This window comes from Oceanobacillus sp. CFH 90083, from assembly GCF_009389585.1.
Lineage (GTDB): Bacteria > Bacillota > Bacilli > Bacillales > Amphibacillaceae > Oceanobacillus.
The window spans coordinates 84,125-106,476 of record NZ_VIYG01000006.1; the positions used below are offsets into that span (position 1 = coordinate 84,125).

Below are 22,352 nucleotides of genomic sequence, written 5' to 3' on the forward strand. Positions count from 1 at the left end.
AGAAATAGTAGAATATGGTGGATCATGCCTTTTCAGTTACACTCCTGCTCCTATTCAGCTTCCATGCTAAATCCATCAGCCTGTTATATATATTGAGTTTACATTCTGATATCGTTTTCAGGTCAAGATTTTTTTGTACTTTAATAAAGTATGAAGCATTTTAGGAATAAAGAGAGATAAGAACTGCAGCAAATAGAGTACAGCTCTTATTCTTCCCAGTGCTTATTTTCAATTCAAAAATACTTTTCAAATAAAATTGTATTTGTTATAATAGAGCAAACGTTCTCTTTTAGAATTGACAAACAAAAGAAACTGCCTTGAATAAGCAGTTCTTTCAGATGAGAGGTGAGTTTAATGAAGCAGGGGTCGCTTTTTGAAGAGGATAATAAGAGGAATTCGCCACTTGCCAGCCGTGTCCGACCGAAAACACTGGATGAATTTGTCGGTCAGCAGCACTTATTGGCTCGTGGGAAGGTCCTGCGTGAAATTATCGAAAATGATCAAGTTACTTCTATCATTTTTTGGGGACCGCCTGGAGTTGGTAAAACGACATTGGCTGAGATTATTGCAAGTAAGACAGAATCAACATTTATTAACCTGTCAGCTGTAAACAGCAGTATTAAGGATATCAAAAATATGATGAAGGAAGCTGAAGCAAGACGAGATTTAGGTGGAAAAACAATAATTTTCATTGATGAAATACACCGGTTCAACAAGGCACAGCAGGATGCATTTCTACCTTATGTGGAAAATGGCAGTATTACTTTAATTGGAGCGACGACAGAAAATCCTTCTTTTGAAGTAAATGCAGCATTGTTATCACGCAGCAGGGTTTTTGTTTTAAATCAGCTGAAAGTCGATGATATTGTAAATCTTCTAAAGAATGCAATATATCATCCGTATGGATTCGGAGATAAGCATATTCAGATAACAGAGCAAAGTTTAACAGCTATCGCAAAATTTGCTAATGGAGATGCAAGAAATGCTTTAAATACATTAGAAATGGCTGTTTTAAACAGCACGACAAGCTCTGAAGGCTTTTGTGTTAATGAAACAAATTTGGAGCAGCTGATTAACCGGACCTCCTTTCTATATGATAAAAGCGGTGAAGAGCATTATAATATCATTTCCGCTTTGCATAAATCAATGCGAAATAGTGATGTGGATGCAGCAGTTTATTGGCTGTCAAGAATGATGGAATCAGGGGAAGACCCGATGTATATTGCAAGGAGGCTAGTTCGTTTTGCGAGTGAAGATATCGGTTTAGCGGATACACGTGCTTTAACCATTACAACTGATGTATTTCAGGCCTGCCGCTATATCGGGATGCCGGAGTGTGATGTTCATCTGACGCAGGCTGTTATTTATTTAACGCTGGCGCCGAAATCAAATGCTGTGTATCAAGCGCGGCAGAAGGCTAAAAAGGATGTAAAGGAATCTTTAAATGAACCGGTTCCTTTGCATATCAGAAATGCACCTACGCAGCTAATGAAGGAACTGGATTATGGAAAGGGTTATCAATATTCACATGATGAAACAGATAAATTAACAACGATGAAAACAATGCCTCCCTCGTTGGAAGGGCAACAATACTATTTTCCGACAGATCAGGGAAATGAGAAAAAATTTAAAGAGCGGTTGCGTTATATTAAAGAGTGGCATCAGAGAAATGATTAGGACAGAAATTCAAAATAGAGAAGTAACTTCTACACTTGAAAGTAGAACAGCAAATGAAGAAGTTACTTTTATACTGTGATTAACTATTATATCTCCGGCTGTTTAAGGATTTTCCGGAGCGGCTGCCGCACGAGCAGAAAAACTGCTATAGAAATAAATACCACAGCCAGGCCATATAAAAAGCCGGCCAGTACATCTGATGGAAAATGAGCGCCTAAATAGACACGGGTAAACAAGATAAAACCTATCCAGACAATTGTAATAAAGCCAATAATTACTTTTTTCCAGATTTGAATCGTGGTCAGAATAAGTACTATACTAATAAAACCATAAAAAATGCTTGTCGCTGTAGCATGACCGCTTGGGAAGCTTTCATTTGTTTTTTCAATGAGCTGTAAAAAAGCTGGACGTTCTCGGTCAAAGCTCTTCTTTAACACCTTCCCGCCGATTGCAGCACAAAAAAGAATCGTGCCGCCAAACCATAATCCTTCTGCAAATTTCCGCTTGAAAAATAATACAATACAAATAATGATTGTTAAGCCGATAACCGCTTGCATACTTCCAAGTTCTGTAATGATCATGATGAAGGCTGTTTTCTTTTCAGAAACAGAACCTTGAATTCGGTCAATCCATGATAAATCAAAAGATTTAATCCAATTGCTTTCCAAATATACTCCCCAGGCTATTACGCCAAATAGTAATAGGCATATTATTCCTGTTATTAAAAAAGGAGCAGGAGCTCTATTTCGTAATCCCAATGGTATAACCTTCTTTCACTCTATATTTTTTCATGCACTGATAATTGAAATATCAAATTCTCATTGTACATAATAATAAGCTTTTGTGCATGGATATAAACGAAAAAGTTATGTTTAACCTTTTATATAGAAAGGAAGAGAAACATAAAGCGTATATTTTAGCTTTGAAAATAAGTGAAATCAAGGAGGAAATAAAAAATGAAGCAAGAGCAACTATTACTGCAGGAGCGTCCCAATGGACTGCCAGATGAAAATACGTTTCAATTTAAACAAATAGAGATTACAGAACCGGCAGAGGGAGAGCTTTTACTGAAAACGTTGTATGTATCTGTTGATCCATATATGCGGGGAAGAATGTCTGATGCTCCATCCTACGCAGAGCCTTTTAAGCTGGGCGCTCCGTTAAAAGGAGGAGCAGTCGGTCAAGTTGTTCAGTCAAAAAGCAGCCATTTTGAAAAAGGTGATATTGTAACAGGTATGTTTGATTTTCAGGAATATAATGTTGTACAAGCAAATCAGGTACGAAAAGTCAGAACAAAAGGATTGGATCCCAGCAATGCGCTTAGCGTACTGGGAATGCCTGCACTTACTGCATATTTTGGAATGATGCATATTGGCAAGCCTAAACAAGGGGAGACGGTTGTTGTATCTGGGGCAGCAGGAGCAGTTGGACAAATTGCAGGACAGTTAGCTAAGAAAGCAGGAGCCCGTGTAGTAGGAATTGTTGGATCAGAGAAAAAAGCAGCTTATATTACAGAAACACTCGGCTATGATGCAGCTGTTGAATATAAAAAAGGAAATGTTGCCGGGCAGCTTCAAGAAACATGTCCAGATGGAATTGATGTATATTTTGAAAATGTCGGCGGTGATATATCTGATGCTGTTTGGCCGCTTTTAAATGTATTTGCCCGAGTTCCCGTATGCGGGGCTATTGCTTCTTATAATTTAAAAGAAGGGGAAAAGGACACTGGTTTGCGAGTTCAACAATTTCTTATTAAGTCTCGTGTGAAGATGCAAGGTTTCCTGGTCGGCGATTTTTCCGAGCATTATTCGGAAGCTTACAAAGCACTTGAAGAAGCAGTTTCCAAAGGAGAAATAAAATTTGAAGAAACTATCCTTGAAGGATTTCATTCCATTCCAGATGCTTTTCTAGGGTTATTTTCCGGTGAAAATATTGGCAAACAGCTTGTAAAAGTTGGAGATATGGATTAGGTTAATGGTTAAGGAAGCCGCTTGTTTTATGAGCTTTGACTAAGCGGCTTCCTCAAACGATAGGTCGGAAAGTGCTGAAACATTTTTAAGACTGGATCTTTGGTGTATGCTTGAAAAAATGTTACTGGGTACTTATACATCTTTACACATTGCTATATCGCTTTTTCTCATTATTTCAGGCAAACGGTGTAATCTATTAGTTATATATTCCCGGCTTATTTTTCTTTGATATTGTGTATTCTTTTAGTCACTGTTGTTAATCGCTTGGCTTTTTTTAGCATTATCAACAAAGTCTTTCGCTTCTTTTAATCCAAAACCTGTTTGTTCACGAACGTATTTAACTGCTTTAATGTCACCAATACCTGATTGAAGCATCTCTTGCACTTTTGACAAAAGTTCTGCTTCTGAAACAACCGTATTTGTTTCTAAATTTCCTTCAACGAGATCCTTTGCTTCCACCAAACCCAGCCCGGTTTCTTCACGTACATATTTAATCAATTTGATTTTGTTCTCACCAGCTTCGAGTTTCTGCTGAACTTCAGGGAGAATCTCTTCTGGCGTTCTCAGCTCTTTTTCCAGTTTATCCTTATTCCGATTTCGTAACGAGAGCAGATAGATAACAGCAATAACAATGATTGCAATTAAAATAATTTCTATGGACATAAGTAATCTCACCTCCAGTATTTTAATGTTGTATATGAATCATAGCATAGGTGTTTATACCAATGACTTTCCTGCATGATCTACGGATGGAGGAAAGTTCTTGGAGTGAAGTATATCACCTGACCGGCTGTTCCTGAGTCAGCTGGGTTTGAAATAATAAAAAATAATTATCTTCAACGGTAAGGAAATTTATTTTCTCAAAAAATGGATAAGATAAGTATCTCATCCATTTTAAAAGCTGTATGTATTTTTACTGCTTCCCATAAACAGGGTTACAAAAATACTTGCAATACTTAAAATTGTACCGGTGATGGCAGCAATCGTGACAGATATTCCTGCCGATGCAAAAAAGCTTGCCAGAATCAGTCCGATAAAAGCAATCGCAATGAAGCCTTGATAGATTGCTGAAATAACCCTTACAATAAAATGCTGAAAGAATGCTAAAAGGAGCGGTGGTAAAAAGAGAACAACTACCATCCCTATTGAAATCAATAAGCTGACAGGTTCGTCATATGAAATGGTATCAGGACCTGTCGGATATCGGGCTGTTAATAAAATAGCAGCAATTGCAGTTAGTAAAGTCAGTACAATCAGCAGAATTTTTTTAGACATCAGATAACCCCTTTCTCCTACTTTACTATAACATATATTGTTATGAATTCTATTGTTCAGCTTACGTTGTTTTTAGTTAAATAATGGAAAAGTCAGATGTATTGATAAAATATTAACGTACTGTCCAGATTGCTTTTATCCAGAAGTTCTTTAAAATTTTTACGAATCAGGCATAAAAATTTTAATTGAAAGGAAAGGTATCTATATGTTCCATATATCCATGTAACAGGAGGAGATGAAGAATGGACAACGATATGTCTTACGGGACAGATGATAAATATATTCCTGCAACATCTGTAAATAGTGGTACAGGCATCGAGGTAGTGCCAGATATTTATTGTTACACTATCCAGATCGTTAACATCTGTATTGTTGAGGATCAGCAAACCAAAAAATTTGTATTAATTGATGCGGGGATGCCTCGATCAGCAGATAAAATTATATCGATTATAGAGGAGCGATTTAGTAAGGGCAGCCGACCTGAAGCAATTATTTTAACGCATGGCCATTTTGATCATACAGGAGCCGTTATTGACTTAGTGAAATATTGGGATGTACCAGTCTATGCTCACAAGTTAGAGCTTCCTTTCTTAACTGGAAAAAAGAATTATCCTGAACCTGATCCAAGTGTTGAAGGAGGGCTGGTAGCAAAAGCTTCTTCTGTATTTCCTAATGAATCCATCAACCTGGGGAGAAACATCATGGAGCTTCCGGCTGATGGGAGTGTTCCAGAGCTTCCTGGTTGGAGATGGATACACACACCTGGGCATGCACCAGGACATATTTCCTTGTTTAGAGATGCAGATCGTTTCCTGATTGCTGGTGATGCTTTTGTTACTGTCAAACAGGACTCATTATATAAAGTGATGATACAGGATCGAGAAGTGCACGGACCGCCAAGGTATTTCACTACAGACTGGAAAGCTGCAAAGAAATCTGTTCAAATGCTTCAGGCTTTGAAACCAGCTAATGCAGTAACTGGTCATGGAGAGCCGGTGTATGGAGAAGAACTGTCTGAAGGCCTTAAGAAATTAGTGAATACGTTTGAACAGACAGCTGTACCCGATTTTGGAAAATATGTGAATGATAAAGAAGATTAGCCTGTATAGTTGCTTTTTCAGAGAAAGGTATCTCTAGACTTTTTTCCGAAAGAGCAACTTTTTCTTTTTGCATATAAAAATTACTTGAAACACGCTCTATATCGTCTGATTTATTTGCAAATTGACAAAGTGATAATAGTTAAAAATTGAAAATATACATATATGTCGTTATAATTAAATTATACATACATGTATAATTTATAGTTGGAATAAGAAAGTAAGAGTAAGCAACTATCCATTTTTTTCTTTAGAAATATTAATACACCCATCCGTAGAAAATAAGGAGTGATTTTCTTGCTATTTCAATCAGAAAGAATTCGCTTAAGAAAGGTGATCAAAGAAGATGCTGCACTTTATCACAGATGGAGAAATGATGTGGAGGTGATGCATTCAACAAGTCCAGCTTTAGATGTCTATCCAATGAAAGCTACGGAAGCTTTTATGGAGTATGCTATCTTAGGATCAGATGCTTCCAAAGGCTATATCATGTTGGATAAGGAAAGTGATGTGGCCATTGGTATTATCTCCTTAATCAATATAGATTATAAAAACAGGAATGCGGAGTGTATCATTGATATTGGTGAGAAATCATATTGGGGGAAAGGATACGGAGCAGAAGGTGTAAAGCTGTTGCTGGATTATAGTTTTTATGAATTGAATCTGCATCGAGTTTCCTTACGGGTATTTTCATTTAATACGCGAGCAATCCATTTATATAAAAAAATAGGTTTTCAAACAGAAGGGAAGAGCAGGCAGACACTTTTCCGGGACGGAAGCTGGCATGATGTACTGCACATGGGAATATTACAGCAGGAGTATTTTGAGCTGCAGATCCAAAAATCAGATGCAATCAAATAATGATAGACATGATAGACAATATAGACAAGCTCTGATAGAAAAGAGCTTGTCTATATTTGTTCTTCATCCGTGTTAAAAAAATATAATTGTCATAAAATGGACAATCAAATATATGTATAAAATGAAAAAATAAAGTATATTCAAACTGTGCTTGATTTTTAATCAGAAGGTAACTATTTGTAAGTACAAAGATGAATAATATTTCTTTTTGTGTTATATTTATCACGGTATAAATATTTAAGGTAGGACGAGTCATCGCAGTCTTGGCTCTGTTTGGTAAAAAGTTTTATTTTATGAAAAATAAGGAGTGATGCTATATGAAAAAGTCGCCAATGAAATTGATTGTGGCGATCACCTTAATTGTGATTGCTCTGTTAGTACTGATTGTTGTACTGGTAAATCAGAATTCAGGCTCTTTTGGTCAAGTATTTGATGATGCGCCATCGATAGAAGGGCAGCCTACTCTTGGTGATCCTGATGCACCGGTAACTATCGTAGAATTTGGTGATTATAAATGCCCTGGTTGTAAGGCGTGGAATGAAGCCTTCGTACCTCAATTAGAAGCCGATTATGTCGAGAGCGGTCAGGTACAGATCGCCTATGTTAATACGATGTTCCAAGGAGAAGAATCCAGGTTGGCTTCCTTGGCAGCTGAAATCGTCTATGAGCAAAACCCTGATGTCTATTGGGATTTTCATAACGCTCTCTTTGCAGCCCAGCCGGAGGGGCAAGGTGTATGGGTAACAGAAGATAGAATTGAGGAAATTGCCAATAGTGTAGACGGTGTTGATACAGAAGCGCTTATGGAAGATATAGAAAATAATACGAAGATAGATGAGTTAGAGAGGGATTCAGAAATGGTATCTGATTACAACGTGAACTCAACTCCTTCGATTATGGTAAATAATATTATGATAGACGGTGAAGAAACATTTAATTATGAATTTATTCAAGAAGCCATTGAATCTGAATTGGGTGAGTAATATGGATAAATCTGATTTGAGGCAGTTTTACCTTTATTTTGCCTGGTTAGTTGCTAGCATTGCAACATTGGGGAGTCTTTATTTCAGTGAGATAAAAGATTTTATTCCTTGTGAATTATGCTGGTATCAGCGGATTGCGATGTATCCTTTAGCTGTCATACTGGGGATAGCTACTTTTAAAAAGGATTTTAAGATCAAAAGATATGTGCTGCCAATCGCTGTAATTGGCTGGTCCATTTCCCTTTACCACTATCTTCAGCAAAAGGTACCGGGCTTTGCACCGTTAAAACCGTGTGTAGGCGGCGTGCCTTGTAATATGGAGTATATTAATTGGTTAGGTTTTATGACAATACCGTTTTTAGCATTTGTTGCTTTTACACTAATTATTATCTTCATGTTACTTATAAAACCAAATAAAAAGTAAGCACAAGCCATCGGTAGATTTATCGGTGGCTTTTCTATTGGAATCAGCAGGCATTGCTTTGAATAGATAATCTGATAGACTCGTAAACACGCACTATAAGCAACAGGCGCAATATCGTACAAGAAAAAATAAAGAATAATTGCTATTTTAAAGAAAGCTAAAGAAGTGTGAGGAGAGAAGCGCATGATAAATGAAACCCGAACGATTTATTTAAAAATGTACGGGAGTTCTATTGATAGGCTTTGGTGTCAAAACAGTTATTTAAAAATTTTTTCTGCAAACGATATTTTACCAGATTTCGTTCTCTTCCTCTATTATTTTCTAATAATAAATATGCTTCGTAAATGCAAAATAAAAGATTTAAAATATTTAGAGACAGAAATGAATTTACCGCATCGAATATGTTATGATGGAATATAATCCAAATACGAGCTTGGATGTTGGATAGAACTGGTAAAGGAGTCAGAGGATAATGACAGAAAAAGAATTGGAAATTTTGAGAATTATAGAAGAAGATGCACGAATTGATTTCAATACATTAGCAAAAATGACAAATATAAGTGAGGAAGAAATTGAAGCGATTTTAAAGAAATTAGAGAAAAAGAAAGTTATCTTAAACTATTCAGCTGTAATTGATTGGAGCAAGGTACCACAGGCTGAGCAGGTAACAGCGATGATTGATGTAAAGGTAACCCCTAAACGCGGAGTCGGATTTGATGAGGTCGCAGAAAGAATTTACCGTTTCTCTGAGGTACAGGCATTATATTTAATGTCCGGAGCTTATGATCTTCAAGTGGTTATTGAAGGAAAGACAATGCAGGAGATTGCCCGTTTCGTTTCTGAAAAACTTTCATCCATAGATTCTGTGATTTCCACAACAACACATTTTCAATTGAAGAAGTATAAGCATGACGGCATTATTTTTGAAGAAGGCGAAGAAGATCGCAGAATTGTGGTGACACCATGAGTCAAGTAAACGTAAAAACCAAAAGCCGCTTATCGTCACGGATACAAGATATTAAGCCGTCCGGTATCCGGAGATTTTTCGATCTGGCCTCTTCTATGGATAATATTATTTCCTTAGGTGTAGGGGAGCCTGATTTTACAACACCATGGAACATTCGTGAAGCGAGTATTTCATCCATGGAAAGAGGCTTTACTGCGTATTCAGCAAATGCTGGTGTACTTGAATTAAGGCAGGAAATTACCAAGTATATGTATCAGCGCTTTGATGTGGACTACGATCCTGAAACAGAGGTGCTTGTAACAGTCGGTGCAAGTGAAGCAATTGATATTGGCTGCCGGGCCATTTTAGATCCGGGGGATGAAGTCATTATTGTAGAGCCGGGATTTGTGTCCTATTCGCCGCTCGTATCAATGGCAGGCGGTGTTCCGGTTTCTGTAGGAACAAAGATAGAGGATGACTTTAAAGTATCAGCAGAACAGATCCGGGCTGCAATTACAGAGAAAACAAAGGCATTAATGATCAGTTTTCCGAATAACCCGACTGGCGCCGTCATGTTAAAAGAAGATTTGCAGGAAATAGCAGCTCTTGCAGAAGAGCATGATTTAATCGTATTTTCTGATGAGATTTATGCAGAATTAAGCTATGATAATAAGCATTTCAGCTTTGCTGCTCTTGAGGGAATGAAGGAGAGAACCATTTTAATATCCGGGTTTTCCAAAGCCTTTGCGATGACAGGCTGGCGTTTAGGCTTTGTGATGGCACCGCCTGATTTATTGGCTGCTATGCTGAAGCTTCACCAGTACAGCTTAATGTGCGCACCGACAATGGCGCAGTACGGAGCGCTTGAAGCCTTGAAGAGCGGGATGGATGATGTGGAGAGAATGATGCAGTCCTATAAGCAGAGACGTGGATTTTTTGTAGAGTCTTTTGCAGAGATGGGCTTAGCCTGTCATATGCCTGGCGGTGCGTTTTATGCATTCCCGTCGATTAAAGCTACCGGATTAACCTCCGAAGAATTTGCAGAGAAATTATTGTATGAAGAGCGTGTCGCGGTTGTACCGGGAAATATCTTTGGTGTTGGAGGAGAAGGGCATATCCGTTGTTCATATGCAACTTCGATGGAAAATCTTCAGGAAGCTACCAAACGGATGAATCGTTTTGTCAGTAAGTATTTGTGATTATAAATAATTTACGGGGTGAAGGAAAAACTTCATTGATAGGAAATCCCCGATGATTGTTTTCCATTTCAAACAATCATTGGGGATTTATTTTAAACAATAGAAAAAAGGTTGATGAAATATCATTGGCATTTATATATATACGTATTTCGTATTTAGCCTTTATTAATCTTTAACCACCAACCCAATCAAAGAAGCAAACTGAATTGCCTGGTAAGGAGAAACCTTACAGCCTTTTAAACTTTCTAAAGAAACGGTCAATGCTTCAAAGCTGGACGAGCTGATATCAATTCCTTTCAAAGAAGTCTCTTCAAAGTTAGCTTCATTTAAGTCGCAACGGTGAAACTCGATTTGTTTGAATTTGCAATTATAAAAGTCTACATTAGTTAATACAGCTTGATTAAATATGACCTTTTCCAGCTTGGCATTTCCAAAGGTGGCCAGATTTAAGGTGGAATCATCAAATCGGACATTGCCAATAGAGGATTCCGGGAATTCACAGCCGACCAGCTTGCAATGAATAAATTCTACACGATGTATAGAAGATTTGGTAAAGTTTACATTAGATAAATCGCAATTTTCAAATCGGACGTCTGTCAGTTCTATATTGCTGAAGTCTGTTTGGTTGAATTGACAGTTTTGGATGACTGCATCGAAAATCCGTACACGTTCGACAGCTTCATTAGTAAACTCAGCTCCAGTAATTTCGCACATTTCCAGTAAAGGGTCTTCCTCATAAAAAATATCAGTAAATCTTTTTTCTGTGAGAACAGGAGAGATTTTTGGGATAGCTATTTTCATGTTCTATATGCCTTCTTTCTTTATAATTATTTTACTTGCCCGCACGGAATCCGGGTTTGCCTCCATCATAACATATTATTGTTTCCGTGTTTTTTAGGCAGTGGTATACTTATTATAATTAAATAAAACCGTAAACGAAAAGGGGAAGAGCAGTCAAATGGGAAGAGCAGAAGCAGCAATTTTCACGAATATGTGCATGATTGAAAATGAAAAGGGCCAGATTTTGGTTCAAGACAGACAAAATAAAAATTGGCCGGGGATTACTTTTCCAGGAGGACATATTGAAAAGGGTGAGTCCTTCCATGACGCAGTGGTACGGGAAGTGGAGGAAGAAACAGGCTTACATATTAAGCATCCTGTGCTATGCGGAACGAAGCAATTCCAGACAAATCAAGATGAAAGATATGTCGTGTTGTTTTATAAAACAAATTCCTTTTCTGGAGAATTAACAAGCTCTGATGAAGGAGAGGTATTTTGGATTGAAAAGGACGCGCTGACAGATTATCAGCTGGCTAATGATTTTTTGGAAATGTACAAGGTGTTTGTAGATGAACAAATTTCGGAGTTTTATTATGATCAGAGTAATGAAGAGGCGAATGTGGTATTATTTTAATTCAGTTGATATACAACGAAGGGAGAAGATGCTATGGATATATGGAAAAAGGTATTAGAAAAAATAAGTGTTCAGATATCTAAGCCAAGCTTTGATACATGGTTTAAAAAAACCTCGATGGAATTAGAAGAGGGCGTATTAACGGTATATGCACCTAATGAATTTACGATTGACTGGCTGGAGGATCAGTATGGTATATTGATTGCTAATACAGTAAAAGAAGTAACTGGAGAGGACTATGATATTCAATTTGCCGAGACAGATACAAATGCTGAATCTATTTTTCAAAATACTCGTTTAGAACCGGTATCGATTCAGTATGACACGGACAGTATTAGCAGGTTAGAAAGAAAGATAGACAGGCTGGAGCAGAAAGTACAGCAGTTAATAGATATAAAACGTTTGGATGAAAGAGCTGAGCAGCTGGAAGAAAGAATTAGAAAGTTAGAGCAGAATGAGAAGTGAATTTCTCTATTGTATTAGCAGTGATTAGAGCTAATTAAAAGAGGTAGGATATCATAGTTAATATATATGAAAAAATCTCAGTAATCCTATTGCTGGGATTTTTTCATGTTTAGTAGTGAATTATTTCATTTTTTCTCTTGACCTTTACGTTGCGTGATACTGTAAGTTAAAAACAAAATATGAAAAGGTGTGATAAAATGAATATTAATATATTACGGTCAGATAAGATTTATAAGAAGGTTATTGCTTGTCCGCTAGAAGATAAAAAAGAATTATATCGTCAGGAGATGCTGGGCCCCTTCATGAAAAAGTGGGAAATACAGCAGATTCCATTCCGGGCAAATGAAGAAAATGGATTTGATGTGATGACGATAAATAATATGGCTCATCTGTCACCGGAAATGATAACATCTGAAATAGAACCTGAGTTGAACTTAATATCCTCTGATAAATTATGGGATGAGTTACAGCAGACGATGGAGCATTGCTTAACTCAATTTACGCATCATGGAATTAGCCTGCCTGTGTCTGATTATTTATTTACGATATTATTAGGGAATCCTGACAGTGAAATCCTGCAGCTGAGTGAAGGATACAGTGGGGAAGGAGGAATTCCCGGTTATATTTTTTTAAGTTTAATTCCAAATGAGTACACACTAAAGCGATTAAAACCTGCTTTAGCTCATGAATGTAACCATAATGTCCGTTATCAATTTATTGAATGGAATGATAAAATTAACCTTGGGGAATTGATTGTCAGTGAAGGACTGGCAGAAAATTTTGCGACTTCTCTGTATGGAGAAGATTTAATCGGACCCTGGGTCAGCAAAACAGATGCTGATACGCTGAATAATGTCATTAAACCTGTCTTGAGAGAACATCTAGAAATAACAGGATTACAGCAAATCATGCCATATCTTTATGGAGATGAAGTTACTAAATTACAAGGTTTACCAACTGCAGGAGTACCACATAGTGCCGGATATGCATGCGGATATTATTTAGTGAAATATTATCTGCAGAAAACAGGGAAATCCATTGTAGAAGCAACAACACTCCGGGCTGATGAGATATTAAGCGAGGTGGAAGAATATTGGGATGAAGAAACTGTACTACACCGTTAAAGATATGATTGCCATAACTGGCGTAACGAAAAGAACACTGCATTATTATGATGAAATCAATTTATTAAAGCCGGATAGTTATTCAGATAAAGGCTACCGGCTGTATAATCATGAGGATCTGAAAAAATTGCGGACGATTTTGCTATTAAAGGAATTAGATCTCCCCTTGAAAGAAATAGCAGCCATTATGCAGATGCCAAAACAAGAGCAAAAGGCTGTTTTAGCCGGACATTATCAAGCAATGGAGATAAAAAAACAAAACCTCGAACGGACATTAATCAATTTAAATGATTTTATGTCGGGAAAAGATATTTCTTATTTAGATGTCTTTCATGAAGGCAATATATTACCGTTAAAAGAACAGTATCAAAGGGAAGCCAAATATGTGTATGGGCATACCGGGAAATATAAAGAATATGAAAAAAATATCGAACAAATCCCTGAAGAGGAAAGAGCTGCTATATTTGAAGCTTTCGATCAAAACATGCAGAATATATTCAAGCAGTTTGCCGAGCTTTCAAAGGAATCATCTGCTTCTGAACAAGTGCAGCAAACTGTTTATGAATGGAAAAGTTATATAGAACAGTTTATGACTGGTGATAAGGAAATTCTGCAATGTATCGCTTATACGTATAAGGATGATAAGAGCTTTAAAGCATATATCAATCAATTCGGAGATGATACATTGAATGAATTTATCTATCAGGCGATTATACACCATTGTGAAGATGCCTTCATATATAAAAAGCAAATTAATACATGATTGAAGCATCTAAATTAAGGGAATAATCAATTAGAATATATAGTTAGTTGGAGGTATTATCATGGCAGATACATTTAAAGCACTTGTAGTAGAGAAAGAAAATGAGAACTTACATCTAAATGTAGAGGAAATCGAATCTTCCAATTTACCGGATGGCGATGTTCTGATTAAAGTGAAATATAGTGGAATTAACTATAAAGATGGGCTTGCTGCTCATCCTAATGGCAATATTGTAAAGGACTATCCTTTTATTCCTGGAATTGACTTAGCAGGGGAAGTGGTTGACTCCAAGGATAATCGTTATCAGGCAGGCGATTCTGTTATCGTTACAAGCTATGAATTAGGAGTTTCTCATTTTGGTGGATACAGTGAGTATGCGCGTGTGCCGGCAGAATGGATTGTGCCTCTTCCAGAAGGATTAACCTTAAAAGAAAGCATGATATTGGGAACAGCGGGTTTTACAGCTGCTTTATCTGTGCAGAGATTAGAAGAGAATGGACTTAAACCGGAAAATGGTGCTGTTCTTGTCACTGGAGCTACAGGCGGTGTAGGAAGTATTGCTATTTCTCTCTTGAAAAAGAAAGGATATCAGGTAGTGGCCAGTACGGGAAAAGACTCTGAAAAGGATTATTTGAAACAATTAGGAGCAGAAGAAGTTATTGACAGAAAAGAAGTTTATAACGGAAAGCTGAAAAAGCTCAACAAACAAAAATGGGCCGCTGCAATTGATGCAGTAGGCGGGGAGCCATTAGCTTCTTTATTAGCACAAATTAAATATCGTGGAAGTGTTGCTGTCAGTGGGATGGTAGCTGGAGTAGAGCTTCCAACGTCTGTTTTTCCATTTATTTTACGCGGTGTATCCCTTCTTGGGATAGATTCGGTATATTGCCCGATGGAAGAACGGAAGCATATCTGGGAGCGTTTAGCTGGAGATTTAAAATTAGATAGTCTTGAGGATTTAGTATATAAGGAAGCAGAGCTGAAAGAATTGCCGGAATTATTGCCAGCTGTATTTGAAAGTAATCATTTAGGGAGAGTGCTTGTGAATTTAGAAGGTTAATTATATGCCATGTATATAGAAGGGGAACGGAGAAAATAGCGTTCTCCTTTATATTTTAAGATTCTGAACCTTCTTCTAAGCTATGTTTAGATAATGAAATTATTTCGTTTGGCTGTTGAAAATAAGCGCTAAGTACGGTAAAGTAACCAGTATAAGATAAAGTGCCCTCAGTTAAAAAGGCGACTCTGCTATTAATAAGCCTTTTATACTGTTATCCATAATGAATTTCGCTTGCACATAGCTGTTTTATAAAAAATCTTTTCCTAAGTTGCTCAGGAAAAGATTTTTTCGGGTGGATAAACTGCTTGAAGTAAGCATTTTATGAAATTATATATTACTATACTGTATTTTTTCTTTCAGAAGATAAAAATACAAAAGCAGCTCAAAATAATCTATACACAATTAAATACAGATAGGAGGAATATTGTATGAAAAACTATGTATTTCTAATTACCGGTACCTTTTTCTTTGCCGCTTCTGTAGCCATATTTGCGATGCCGAATTCCTTAGCGGAGGGAGGCGTTCCAGGGCTGGCACTGCTTATCTACCACGAAACAGATATATCACCTGCATTAACCACCCTTATTCTGAATGCAGTTATTCTATTAATCGGCTTTCGTTATTTACCAAAAGATATGATTATCAAATCACTTGTAACTATACCACTATTTTCTTTCTTTATATACATCCTCGAAGATTTAACTTCAGGAATACCAGACCCACTTCTGGCAGCTATTTTTGCCGGCGTATTTACAGGCGTTGGTTTTGGACTTATTTTTCGTTCTGGAAGCACAACAGGAGGAACATCGACCATTGCCCGCATGCTAAATTATAAATTTGGCTGGGAATTGACAGGGACCAATTTTGTTTTGGATGCGTCTGTAGTCGTTGCCGGTATTTTTGTTATCGGCCCGCTATACACGATGTATACAGTGCTTGCTCTGTTTATTGGAAAAAGAGTAACAGACTATGTGTTAGAAGGCTTTGAATCAAAAAGTGTCGTTCATATTTTCTCCAATAAAACAGAGGAAGTGGAACATGCGCTGCAAACAAGTCTTGGGACGCATACAACCGTATTAAAAGCTGAGAAAAATCCAGAGGGTGTTGAGGAAAATCTGATTTATGTAGCTATTCCGAAGCAACGGTTATTTTATCTGAAAAAGCTGGTCAGCAGTATTGATGAAAATGCGTTTACGGTTGTACACACTGTGAAGGACGTTACAGGCGGCAGCTTTGCAGAGGCTCATCATCCGGGGCAGAAGACATTCCGAAACAAGAAATTGGAGCGTCGTTATTATAAGAAACAGGCGGATGAAGAAAGTTTTACACCGACTGCTGATGCAGTAATTGAGGATAAAGAGTAAAATCTTCTTACAAGACGGAAGTTTTTTCGCTGTACGAATTGTACTATATCGCTAGTGCTTCGTCTATATTTGGTTTGTATTTCGCCCTGTTTTCGGGTATAATTTCGTTATAGAATCGTATAATATAAAAAACCGTCTGGTGTGTCAGCACCAAACGGTACAATAAACCAATTCTCTATTTGAGGGTTGGCGCTTTAGTTATGAAATAACCCCTAACGCCTGCTAAGCATATGAGGGGTTATTTTTTATTGTTTTCGGACATGATAAACGCAATCAGTGATCCAAAAGAAATCATCAACATTTTATCAATACCTTTTCATAAAAAGATTAGTATTAATTAGGGTTGTTTCATTATGGACATGTGTTTAAAGAATAGTTCACTTGTTTTTGAAGGACAACAATGTAGATTTGGAATAAAGTTTGATCAAAATGGATTCGTTCTTTGTGAAGTATTATACAATTTTTATAAAAAAGTTTGATCGAAAGTTTTTTAAATTTCTTCTACAACATCGTTTTCATTATAAATACCCTTCATTAACGCTTAAACTTTTCTAAACATCGCATCTTTTATTTCAAATCCACAGGTATTCTTTGATTACTGAAACCATGAAGAGGCAGATCGGACAAACTCAGTCTGATCGTCACCAATCATAAAGCTCACGACTAATCTAACCTGTTAATTTGGTCTAAATCAAGTGTTGTCTCGGCAGTAAAAGAGCATACTTTACACTTCTCTGTTGGTTGGCCGATAGATTAGCACGACGACACCCGAAGCAAAGCTCCGACTCTCAACGAGGGTCAGATCGACCTGGCGAGCGAGACTCCCGAACATCGGCTTGCCACCACCCAGTAGAGTCGGATAGACTATGACCCGGTATTCGTCAATCAGATCGAGATCGATGAAACTCTGCGCCAGCGTTGCACCACCCACGCTGATTTCTTTTCCCGATGCCACCTTAAGCTTTGCGACTTCACTGGCGATGTCTGACTCAGCAAGGCGAGCACGCCCCTCAACCGATTTCAGTGTTCGCGAAAAGACCACTTTGTCGAGTGCGTTCCAGATGCGGGCGTATTCGACGATCTCGGGCGCCGCGTCGGGATCGTCCTCAGCAGTAGGCCAGAAGCCGTTCATGACTTCATAGAGCCGTCTTCCATAAATGTGCGTATCGGCCTTAGCTTCAAGGGCATTGACATATTCGTGTAATTCACGGTCGGGATTGGTAAATCCAATGGAGCCCGAAGCGTCCTCGATATAGCCATCGTGGGACATTTGCATCGAATAGATGACCTTGCGCATGGCTCATCCCTCCTCTCCTATATTTTTTTATAGTTTAGCATATAAAACTTCTGGAGATTTCTTTTCGATTGCTCAAAGACTCTTCTTTTATTCCATTAATTGTATACTGAAGCCCGGTTAAATGCTCATACAAATAAGGATTGTCCGGAATAAATGCGGTTCTTTTTTTGCAGTGAACAGGGTCGTCTTTAATCGAATAACCATCAATACAAATTTCTCCCTCGTTAAAAGGATGAATCCCGACGATTGCTTTGATAGTCGTAGATTTACCAGCCCCGTTTGCTCCGATAAAACCGTAAATATCACCACTTTGAACGTGGAGATTAATATCCTCAATTGCCTTTGTTTCATCGTCATACATCTTTGAAACATGTTTTACCTTTAACATAAAAACCCCTCCTATTGACAATGTGTCAGTCATGCTGATAAAAGAAACCAATGAAATAAGATACATTGGTTATCCTTCTAAAGTAGATACTTCTATATCCAGCGATTTTGCCAAGACTTCTTTAAAAGCATGTAAATAAACTTTCATTTCATTTATACTGGATTTCTTGAGCTTGAGATCATTGGAAACGAAAACATATCCTGCTACTAAAAAATGAGCAGTTTCATAAGGATAGTCTACCTGAAAAACGTTCTGTTGTTTCCCTTCTTCAATAATTTGTGTAAATAAAGGAAGCAGTTTTTCAATAAATTTGTGACAAAAGCGATCCATCATATATCTATTTTCTTCCAGCTGAACCGTTTCCTGCAGCGTGACTTTCTCTTCTGTAACCGTATCTTCCTGAATAATAGTTGTCTGTAAAAACTGGTTTAGCTTTTCCATTGGGGTTAACGATGTATCTTCTACTATTTTCTCCATCTGTACAATTAGCGGCTTAACAGACTTTTCAACCAGGATATAAAGAATTTCTTCTTTATTTTTAAAGTGATAATAAAGCAGTCCGCGCGAAATTCCAACTTTGTTAATAATATCCTGTGTCGTTGTCTGTAAATATCCTTTTTCCGTAAATAGTTTCATCGAAGCATCTAAGATTTCTGCTTTACGTACTTCAGGCAATTTCACATCTCTCATGTAATACTCCTCCTTGAGGATAGTATATACAGATGACTGACAAAGTGTCAATTAATTTATGAACACGCATTGAATATATGGTATATTTGTCATTTCATTATAAATACTTACTTAGTATATAATTTATATTGAATAAAATAAGATATTAGGTTAATATTAATTTTGTTATTATATACTAAGTATATACTGAGAGGATGGAATAATTTGATTAAAGTTAGTGGACTGGTGAAATCTTTTACACAAGGAAAAAATATCACAGAGGTACTGAAGGATGTCGATTTAAAAATAGAAGAAGGGGAATTTGTTGCTATTATGGGACCGAGTGGTTCTGGAAAAAGTACACTTTTACAGCTTTTGGGCGGACTGGACTCCCCTACAAATGGAAAAATTGAGATAGATGGAAAAGCGATAAGTGAGATGAGTGAAAACCAAAGAACCATTTTTCGCCGTAAAAACATTGGAATCATTTTTCAAAATTACCAGCTTTTAAATAATTTAACGGTAGAAGAAAATATTGCTTTTCCATTATATGCAGATGGAACACTTGACAAAGAAAAAATGAAGGAAGTAAAAGAACTTATCCAGGCGGTTGGATTAAATGAATTAAATAAAAAGCAAGCCAATTTATTGAGCGGTGGACAACAGCAAAGGGTAGCTATTGCAAGGTCGTTGGTGAATCACCCCGGCGTTTTATTAGCCGATGAACCGACCGGGAATTTAGACCGCTCTAAAGCAGAAGAAATATTGTTGCTTTTAACACAATTTCATAAAAAGAATAACCAGACGATTGTTATGGTTACGCATGATATATTTGCTGCCGGTTTTGCAGATAAAATAATCCTGTTTAAAGATGGAACGATCGAACAAATCATCTCCAGAGAGGAGGAGAACTATGCTCAATATTTGGCGAATTTCATGGCGTAATATTACGAGAAAGAAAAAAAGATTTGTACTAACCTTATTGGCAATTATAATGGGGACGTCCTTTATTACTGCTATGCTGATAGCAGATAGAACGACAAAGGATGTTTTTGATTATTATGAAGAAATGTATACAGGAAATGCGGATTTTTGGATTTTAAGCGATGAACACACCTATCCAGAAGAGATAATTGACACCGTTCAAAATCATCAAGATGTAGATGAAACGCTTATGGCGTTAGATAAACAAACCTTTCTCGATTTACCTGGCGAATATTCTGACAGCCAGCTGGCAGTTCGAATTACGGGGGTGGATAATCTGAATAGTAATTTATTAAAGCTGCCAGTAGTGGAAGGAGAGCTTGATAATGAAGGGTTAGTCATTCCCGAAACAGTTGCGGATTTGTTGCATGTTGATGTAGGTGATACGTTGTCCTTTCGAGAAATGGGGGAAGTGAAGATATCAGCAATTGTAGAATATACCCAGTTGTTATCAAGCCCAGGCAGTTGGGAACGGGCAGCATCCTCCAGTTTTCGCATGATGGCTCCCCTTGATTTATTGCAGGAGCGGGCTGGGTTGGAAGGAGAAATTTCATATATCAGGTTGAGCACACTTGGAAATGACGAGAAATTGTTTCGTGACATCCAAGAGGAGCTTTCTGACACAAGTGCTTTTATTCAGCCGGTCGTTGCGGATGACCGCCAAAGTAATGATGTGGAAGGGCTCTATACATTCTTTTATTTAATAGCCATCCTGACCATGTTTATAAGTGGTTTTATTGTTTTTAATATGATTTATACGGGCGTTATTGAGCGAAAAAAAGAGTTCGCTATTATGAAAAGTCTGGGATATGGGCAAATTTCCATTTCAAGATTAATTTTGATGGAAGTTTCTTTCATAGCTATGATTGGAACGATTATTGGTGTACCTATTGGTATTTGGTTAGGCGATTTGTTTATGATGACCCTTCTGGGTATATTTGAATATGACATGGTTTACTCTCTCAATTGGTTTATGCCAACTGTCATTTCTTTAGTGGCAGGTATTATCTTTCCCGTTTTGTTTTCTATGTTTCCGATATATAGTGCAGGAAAAACATCTATACTTGAAAATTTAAAAATGGGTGCAAATACAGGTCCCAATGGAAAAGTGCACTGGATCAGATATGTCATTGGTTTTGGGTTATTATTATTTTTATTTATAGACAGTCCTGTGTCATATATCGGCCTCATACTATCTGTCGTTATATTAAGTCCATTGTTTTTAAAAATATTCAGCATGCTGATTAAGCCAATTATTCTGTTATGCATGGGGCATCCGGGCAGAATGGCAATCTCTAACTTAAATAAACAACTATATAGAAATGCAAATACTGCGGCGCTGCTTTCTGTCGGAATTGCGGTGATTATCTTATTGGGGGCACTTTCAGATGCTGCACCAGAAAACTATGCAAGCCAGATAAAAGCGAACTATGGTGGAGATGTCAGATTAACTGCGGAGAAACCATGGTCTGCAAGCGATTTAGATAGAATAAATGATAAAGATTTTGTCGAGTCCAGTACTTTATTAACAGAAGCAACACCAATTACATGGATAAATAAAGATATGCATTTAAGGCAATTCTCCATCATAGGAGTAGATCAGAACAGTTTATATTATGATGATTTCAATTATACAAGCTTTGAAAATAATGATACATTATCTATTATACTGGGTGAAAGAGCTTTTCAGGAATGGGGAGGAAAGATCGGGGAAGATATCTTTGTCCATACTCCAGAAGGAACAAAACCGTTTGAAGTAATCGATGTAGCTGTGACCTCACATTATTCCGGCTACGTAGCATTTATGGATGAAGAACAATTAAGTCATCAATTTGGCTGGGAGAATAGCTTTGATTTGTTGATTCATCTGGATGAAAATGCAACGGAAGAATCGGTTAGAAATGCATTATGGAGTGAATTTGGCGGGTTTTTGTCTAAAGTGATTTTTGTAGAAGATGAAATTGCTTCAACAACTTCCGCATTTGAAGGAATGAATGAATTGATTCAGTTCATGCTAGTCTTAGTTATTCTGCTTGCCAGCGTTGGAACGGCAAATACACTTATCATGAATACGTTTGAACGAACTTCAGAAATAGGTACGATGAGAGCATTAGGCTTTACAATATTACAGGTTAAAAATATGGTATTATTAGAAGGTTTCCTGATAGGATTGGCTGGAGTTTTAGGAGGACTGCTTACTGGCTTGTGCTTATTAGTTGTTGCAAGCAACTCTGCATTAATAGGCGATTTCGTTACGGTGTATTTACCTGTCGAATCAATAATATTAACGGTTGCCGCCGGAATTCTGTTAAGCTTGATTGCTTCTTGGATATCGAGCAGTACAGCAAGCAAAATAGATATCCAATCATCTCTAAAAGAAGGTTGATTATCA

General features: G+C 37.3%; 22 protein-coding genes and 2 pseudogenes. 16 read left to right on the forward strand and 8 right to left on the reverse strand.

The window, feature by feature from the left end:
- Positions 1-354: 354 nt before the first annotated feature.
- Positions 355-1,677, forward strand: coding sequence for a replication-associated recombination protein A (locus FLK20_RS10920; protein WP_152656597.1), 1,323 nt, complete (start codon positions 355-357; stop codon positions 1,675-1,677).
- A gap of 86 nt (positions 1,678-1,763) precedes the next feature.
- On the opposite strand, the gene FLK20_RS10925 is transcribed toward FLK20_RS10920, so the two are convergent.
- A complete protein-coding gene (locus tag FLK20_RS10925; protein WP_152656598.1) occupies positions 1,764-2,435 on the reverse strand; it encodes a phosphatase PAP2 family protein in 672 nt (223 codons plus the stop codon).
- 198 nt (positions 2,436-2,633) lie between these two features.
- Between FLK20_RS10925 and FLK20_RS10930 the strand changes: the two genes are divergently transcribed.
- Positions 2,634-3,647 (forward strand): NADP-dependent oxidoreductase, encoded by a 1,014-nt coding sequence (locus tag FLK20_RS10930; RefSeq protein ID WP_152656599.1) that lies wholly within the window; start codon positions 2,634-2,636, stop codon positions 3,645-3,647.
- A 243-nt stretch (positions 3,648-3,890) separates the two neighbouring features.
- On the opposite strand, the gene FLK20_RS22275 is transcribed toward FLK20_RS10930, so the two are convergent.
- The 3 genes and pseudogenes from FLK20_RS22275 to FLK20_RS10945 form a co-directional block, all read right to left on the reverse strand.
- Complete coding sequence (locus FLK20_RS22275; RefSeq protein ID WP_152656793.1) at positions 3,891-4,022, reverse strand: ribosomal protein L7/L12; 132 nt, start codon at positions 4,020-4,022, stop codon at positions 3,891-3,893.
- A 59-nt stretch (positions 4,023-4,081) separates the two neighbouring features.
- Positions 4,082-4,169: pseudogene (locus FLK20_RS22280) on the reverse strand (ribosomal protein L7/L12); the annotation flags it as partial.
- Between the two features lie 372 nt (positions 4,170-4,541).
- The gene (locus tag FLK20_RS10945; RefSeq protein WP_152656600.1) at positions 4,542-4,922 is read right to left on the reverse strand and encodes a hypothetical protein; all 381 of its coding nucleotides are present in this window, start codon (positions 4,920-4,922) and stop codon (positions 4,542-4,544) included.
- Between the two features lie 242 nt (positions 4,923-5,164).
- Between FLK20_RS10945 and FLK20_RS10950 the strand changes: the two genes are divergently transcribed.
- From FLK20_RS10950 to FLK20_RS10975, 6 genes are all read left to right on the forward strand, one after another.
- Positions 5,165-6,022: an MBL fold metallo-hydrolase gene (locus tag FLK20_RS10950; RefSeq protein WP_152656601.1), complete on the forward strand. Its 858-nt coding sequence runs from the start codon at positions 5,165-5,167 to the stop codon at positions 6,020-6,022.
- A 294-nt stretch (positions 6,023-6,316) separates the two neighbouring features.
- Positions 6,317-6,880 carry a GNAT family N-acetyltransferase gene (locus FLK20_RS10955; RefSeq protein ID WP_152656602.1) on the forward strand — a complete coding sequence of 188 codons (564 nt, stop codon included), beginning with the start codon at positions 6,317-6,319 and terminating at the stop codon, positions 6,878-6,880.
- A gap of 317 nt (positions 6,881-7,197) precedes the next feature.
- Positions 7,198-7,863, forward strand: coding sequence for a DsbA family protein (locus tag FLK20_RS10960; protein WP_152656603.1), 666 nt, complete (start codon positions 7,198-7,200; stop codon positions 7,861-7,863).
- A 1-nt stretch (position 7,864) separates the two neighbouring features.
- Positions 7,865-8,287, forward strand: a complete 423-nt coding sequence (locus FLK20_RS10965) for a disulfide oxidoreductase (protein ID WP_152656604.1) — start codon at positions 7,865-7,867, stop codon at positions 8,285-8,287.
- Positions 8,288-8,759: 472 nt separating this feature from the next.
- A complete protein-coding gene (locus FLK20_RS10970; RefSeq protein ID WP_152656605.1) occupies positions 8,760-9,254 on the forward strand; it encodes an Lrp/AsnC family transcriptional regulator in 495 nt (164 codons plus the stop codon).
- A complete protein-coding gene (locus FLK20_RS10975; protein ID WP_152656606.1) occupies positions 9,251-10,432 on the forward strand; it encodes an aminotransferase in 1,182 nt (393 codons plus the stop codon). The genes FLK20_RS10970 and FLK20_RS10975 overlap by 4 nt, the downstream gene beginning before the upstream one ends.
- 165 nt (positions 10,433-10,597) lie before the next feature.
- Here FLK20_RS10975 and FLK20_RS10980 read toward each other — a convergent pair whose 3' ends face one another.
- Complete coding sequence (locus FLK20_RS10980; protein WP_152656607.1) at positions 10,598-11,233, reverse strand: pentapeptide repeat-containing protein; 636 nt, start codon at positions 11,231-11,233, stop codon at positions 10,598-10,600.
- A gap of 157 nt (positions 11,234-11,390) precedes the next feature.
- On the opposite strand from FLK20_RS10980, the gene FLK20_RS10985 reads away from it, so the two are divergent.
- From FLK20_RS10985 to FLK20_RS11010, 6 genes are all read left to right on the forward strand, one after another.
- Positions 11,391-11,846 carry an 8-oxo-dGTP diphosphatase gene (locus FLK20_RS10985; protein ID WP_152656608.1) on the forward strand — a complete coding sequence of 152 codons (456 nt, stop codon included), beginning with the start codon at positions 11,391-11,393 and terminating at the stop codon, positions 11,844-11,846.
- Positions 11,847-11,879: 33 nt separating this feature from the next.
- A complete protein-coding gene (locus FLK20_RS10990) occupies positions 11,880-12,311 on the forward strand; it encodes a DnaA N-terminal domain-containing protein (RefSeq protein ID WP_152656609.1) in 432 nt (143 codons plus the stop codon).
- A gap of 197 nt (positions 12,312-12,508) precedes the next feature.
- On the forward strand, positions 12,509-13,435 hold the full coding sequence (locus tag FLK20_RS10995) for a DUF2268 domain-containing putative Zn-dependent protease (RefSeq protein WP_152656610.1): 927 nt from the start codon (positions 12,509-12,511) through the stop codon (positions 13,433-13,435).
- Positions 13,410-14,198, forward strand: coding sequence for a MerR family transcriptional regulator (locus FLK20_RS11000; RefSeq protein ID WP_152656611.1), 789 nt, complete (start codon positions 13,410-13,412; stop codon positions 14,196-14,198). The genes FLK20_RS10995 and FLK20_RS11000 overlap by 26 nt, the downstream gene beginning before the upstream one ends.
- Before the next feature lie 61 nt (positions 14,199-14,259).
- The gene (locus FLK20_RS11005) at positions 14,260-15,258 is read left to right on the forward strand and encodes an acrylyl-CoA reductase family protein (RefSeq protein ID WP_152656612.1); all 999 of its coding nucleotides are present in this window, start codon (positions 14,260-14,262) and stop codon (positions 15,256-15,258) included.
- A 428-nt stretch (positions 15,259-15,686) separates the two neighbouring features.
- The gene (locus tag FLK20_RS11010) at positions 15,687-16,622 is read left to right on the forward strand and encodes a YitT family protein (protein WP_152656613.1); all 936 of its coding nucleotides are present in this window, start codon (positions 15,687-15,689) and stop codon (positions 16,620-16,622) included.
- A 724-nt stretch (positions 16,623-17,346) separates the two neighbouring features.
- Here the strand turns inward: FLK20_RS11010 and FLK20_RS11015 are convergent.
- From FLK20_RS11015 to FLK20_RS11025, 3 genes and pseudogenes are all read right to left on the reverse strand, one after another.
- Positions 17,347-17,919 carry a dihydrofolate reductase family protein gene (locus tag FLK20_RS11015; protein ID WP_152656614.1) on the reverse strand — a complete coding sequence of 191 codons (573 nt, stop codon included), beginning with the start codon at positions 17,917-17,919 and terminating at the stop codon, positions 17,347-17,349.
- A gap of 103 nt (positions 17,920-18,022) precedes the next feature.
- Positions 18,023-18,307 (reverse strand): annotated as a pseudogene (locus FLK20_RS11020) (ATP-binding cassette domain-containing protein); the annotation flags it as partial.
- A 69-nt stretch (positions 18,308-18,376) separates the two neighbouring features.
- Positions 18,377-18,997: a TetR/AcrR family transcriptional regulator gene (locus FLK20_RS11025; RefSeq protein WP_152656616.1), complete on the reverse strand. Its 621-nt coding sequence runs from the start codon at positions 18,995-18,997 to the stop codon at positions 18,377-18,379.
- 204 nt (positions 18,998-19,201) lie between these two features.
- Here FLK20_RS11025 and FLK20_RS11030 point away from each other — a divergent pair, with 204 nt between their 5' ends.
- Together FLK20_RS11030 and FLK20_RS11035 are read left to right on the forward strand one after the other, a co-directional pair.
- Positions 19,202-19,921: an ABC transporter ATP-binding protein gene (locus FLK20_RS11030; protein ID WP_152656617.1), complete on the forward strand. Its 720-nt coding sequence runs from the start codon at positions 19,202-19,204 to the stop codon at positions 19,919-19,921.
- Positions 19,890-22,346, forward strand: a complete 2,457-nt coding sequence (locus FLK20_RS11035; protein WP_152656618.1) for an FtsX-like permease family protein — start codon at positions 19,890-19,892, stop codon at positions 22,344-22,346. The genes FLK20_RS11030 and FLK20_RS11035 overlap by 32 nt, the downstream gene beginning before the upstream one ends.
- Positions 22,347-22,352 lie beyond the last annotated feature (6 nt).